Source organism: Hymenobacter agri (assembly GCF_054778495.1).
The window spans coordinates 1-2,522 of sequence record NZ_BAAGZM010000609.1; the positions used below are offsets into that span (position 1 = coordinate 1).

Sequence of the window (2,522 nt, forward strand, 5' to 3'; positions counted from 1 at the left end):
TGGGCGCGGGCTTCGGCAGCCAGGGGCGGGCGGGTGCGTTACGGGGCAGCGAGGGCATTGGCAGGGAGTAAGGGGTAGTAGTGGGGGTGGGCGGGCTCACCGGGCAGCAGGTAGAGCGTGACGGACTCGGTGACCAGGCCGGGTGGGAGCTTGATGCCCTCGGCCCGTACCCGGGTGTTGTCGTACCACGCCACCCGACGCTGGGCCACGGGGCGCAGGTCCAGGTGCCAGAACAGGCTGTTCCACGCCGGGGGAATCAGGTCGATAGGCTGGCCGTTGCGCAGGGCCAGGGCCTGGCGCAGGCTGGCATGCAGGTGCAGCACGCCCTTGGGCGTCACGCTCAGCGTGGGCATGGGCGGCGGTGGGGGAATGTGCTGGTCGGGGTCGTAGGGCGGCAGCGCTATCCGCGGGGCGGGTTGCTGCAGCGAAGGGGTTGGCGCGGGGGCAGAAGCGAGGCGGTTGGGGGCGTGCATGGGCAGTAGAAAGGGGAATGGTTGTTAGGCGGCCGTCAGCAGGGCCAACGCTTCGTCGACGGTGTGCACCACGTGGTAGGGAGTGCCCCGCCACTGCGCCTTGAACTCGGCCTCGCCCGGCGTGAGCTGGCGCTTGCTCGGCGGCTGCGAGGGGTCCTTTATCTCCAGCAGGAAGGTGCGGCCGCGGTAGCCCACCAGCAGGTCAAAGCAGTTCTTGAGCTGGTGCACGTGCAGCACGGAGGCCCCGATGCCGCGCAGCGCGGCCACGATGGCCGGCTGGTTGGCGTCGATGCGGGAGGCGGTGCGGATGGGCATTAGCTTCGCGGTTATGAAAAAAGTATTCTTGTTGGGGGCATGCCTGGTGGCATTGGCCTCGGTACCGGTGCGTGCGCAGGCAGTCAAGGGGGAAGTCGTTGTGGTGCGAATGGTCGACCTGGCAAGCCGCGGCAAAGTGGTGGTGGTGCGACCGAACGGCAAGACGGAGGAGTATGACTTGAACGGGGGGCTCAACGCCAACAGCATGAAAGAGGCCGGACTAACTATTCAGCGGCTCGTGACAACGCTTACCCAGGAAGGCTACACCTTGAAAAGCACCTTCAGCGGCTCGCAAGGGTTTGGCGCTACGTTGATTTTCATTAAGGAATAACCTTGCGGCCAAGACGTCAACTGGTGGACGGATAGCTATTCCTCCCACGGCAACTTCCGCTTTACCGGTCCTAACAAGGCGGCGATTTCTTCCAGGGGGCCGCGGGTGATAACCAGTTCCTCCACGCGGGCCAGGTCGGCTTCGTAGGTGAGCACAAACGCCGTGGACTCCAGCGCTTCAAGGGCCGCGGAGATGCCCACGTTGGCGTACTGGGCCGAGTCGGTGCCAGGCACGCCCTGCTGCAGCACGCTCAGCTCGCCGCCCATCAGCTGCAGGAAGCCCTCGGCGTGCAGTTGGTCGCGCAGGGGCATCTGGTCGATGTAGGCCAGCACCGAGGTGCTGAGCCGGAGCGGGCGCACGCTGCTCTCGCCGCTCAGGTGGTAGGCCATTTCGGCGTAGGGGTCGTAGGGTACTTCCACGTCGTTGCCGTCGGCATCCTCCTCCCACGGCTCGTAGTCGTCGGGCTGGGTGCCGGCCAGGCCGTGGGCGCAGGCGGTGGCCAGGCCGCGCAGGTTGTAGAGGTGGTCCTTGAGCTCCTCGAGCAGAATGGTCATGTGGCCAATCTGGAACTGGTAGTCGTGCTGCTGCTCGGCAGTGAGCTCGTCGCGCTCCTGGTAGAGCAAGGTGCGCAGGTAGGCGAAGCGGCAGGTGTGGATGTGGTCGTTGACATCCTGGAGGCCGGGGATTTTCGACATGGTATTGGGAAGAATGGGATGAGGGTTGTTGAAATGAGGTCAGGCCGCGTAGGCAAATGGATGGGGGCCCTGCCTGGGCACCGGTTCTCCGTGAGGCATCCAGCCCCGGCCGGTGAGCACGCCGGGGCTGCGGGCTTCGAGTTTAGCCGTGAGGTCGGCGGTGGCCTCGCGGGCCTGCCGGCCACTCATCAGGCGGATTTGGGTGCGGAGCAGCTCGGCGCGGTCGGTGGCAGTGGTGAGTGGGTGCTGGGCCAGGGCAATCAGGGCGTCGGCGGCGGACTCGGTGACTGTGGCCACGTCGCTGGGCAGCGTGCCCGACAGGTGCCACTGACACAGGTCATCCGAAAGGGCCTGCAGCAATTCCTCGTCGGAGCCGCGGTGCTCGACGTAGAGCAGGTAAATGGCCGGCGCGTCAGTCTGGTGCAGCCAGAGCCGCACCGCGCGGGCCTCGTGCCAGCCACCGGGGTACTGGCCTTGGGCGGGGAAATGGCCGAGTACGCTGTGCAGGGTGCAGTAGTGAAAATCGTTGTAGCTGCGGGCCAGCAGGTTGGCCTGGTGCACGAGTTCGGGCGTGATGTCGTTGTGCATGAGCATGTCAGGAAGGGAGGGTGATGATGCGGCCCTTGCCGGTGTAGTCGCCGAAGAGCTCGGCGGACTCGCCCGCGGGCAGGGTGCTGCCGTTGCGCCAGGTGGGGGCCGGGGCCTGCG

At 66.3% G+C, this 2,522-nt stretch carries 5 protein-coding genes; 1 reads left to right on the forward strand and 4 read right to left on the reverse strand.

Annotation, left to right across the window (positions count from 1 at the left end):
- Window positions 1-38: 38 nt before the first annotated feature.
- Both ACYVDE_RS20055 and ACYVDE_RS20060 read right to left on the reverse strand, forming a co-directional pair.
- The gene (locus ACYVDE_RS20055; RefSeq protein ID WP_460503310.1) at window positions 39-473 is read right to left on the reverse strand and encodes a hypothetical protein; all 435 of its coding nucleotides are present in this window, start codon (window positions 471-473) and stop codon (window positions 39-41) included.
- 24 nt (window positions 474-497) lie between these two features.
- Complete coding sequence (locus ACYVDE_RS20060) at window positions 498-788, reverse strand: hypothetical protein (RefSeq protein WP_460503311.1); 291 nt, start codon at window positions 786-788, stop codon at window positions 498-500.
- A gap of 13 nt (window positions 789-801) precedes the next feature.
- On the opposite strand from ACYVDE_RS20060, the gene ACYVDE_RS20065 reads away from it, so the two are divergent.
- Window positions 802-1,119, forward strand: coding sequence for a hypothetical protein (locus ACYVDE_RS20065; protein WP_198075830.1), 318 nt, complete (start codon window positions 802-804; stop codon window positions 1,117-1,119).
- 35 nt (window positions 1,120-1,154) lie between these two features.
- Here ACYVDE_RS20065 and ACYVDE_RS20070 read toward each other — a convergent pair whose 3' ends face one another.
- Together ACYVDE_RS20070 and ACYVDE_RS20075 are read right to left on the reverse strand one after the other, a co-directional pair.
- Window positions 1,155-1,814: a hypothetical protein gene (locus tag ACYVDE_RS20070; RefSeq protein WP_460503312.1), complete on the reverse strand. Its 660-nt coding sequence runs from the start codon at window positions 1,812-1,814 to the stop codon at window positions 1,155-1,157.
- Between the two features lie 39 nt (window positions 1,815-1,853).
- Window positions 1,854-2,408, reverse strand: a complete 555-nt coding sequence (locus ACYVDE_RS20075; RefSeq protein WP_460503313.1) for a hypothetical protein — start codon at window positions 2,406-2,408, stop codon at window positions 1,854-1,856.
- Between the last annotated feature and the right edge of the window lie 114 nt (window positions 2,409-2,522).

Excerpts from the sequence above, each read along its gene's own strand:
- ACYVDE_RS20055 (WP_460503310.1), bottom strand. The coding sequence starts at position 473 with ATGCACGCCCCCAACCGCCTCGCTTCTGCCCCCGCGCCAACCCCTTCG.
- ACYVDE_RS20075 (WP_460503313.1), bottom strand. The coding sequence starts at position 2,408 with ATGCTCATGCACAACGACATCACGCCCGAACTCGTGCACCAGGCCAAC.
- ACYVDE_RS20070 (WP_460503312.1), bottom strand. The coding sequence starts at position 1,814 with ATGTCGAAAATCCCCGGCCTCCAGGATGTCAACGACCACATCCACACC.
- ACYVDE_RS20060 (WP_460503311.1), bottom strand. The coding sequence starts at position 788 with ATGCCCATCCGCACCGCCTCCCGCATCGACGCCAACCAGCCGGCCATC.
- ACYVDE_RS20065 (WP_198075830.1), top strand. The coding sequence starts at position 802 with ATGAAAAAAGTATTCTTGTTGGGGGCATGCCTGGTGGCATTGGCCTCG.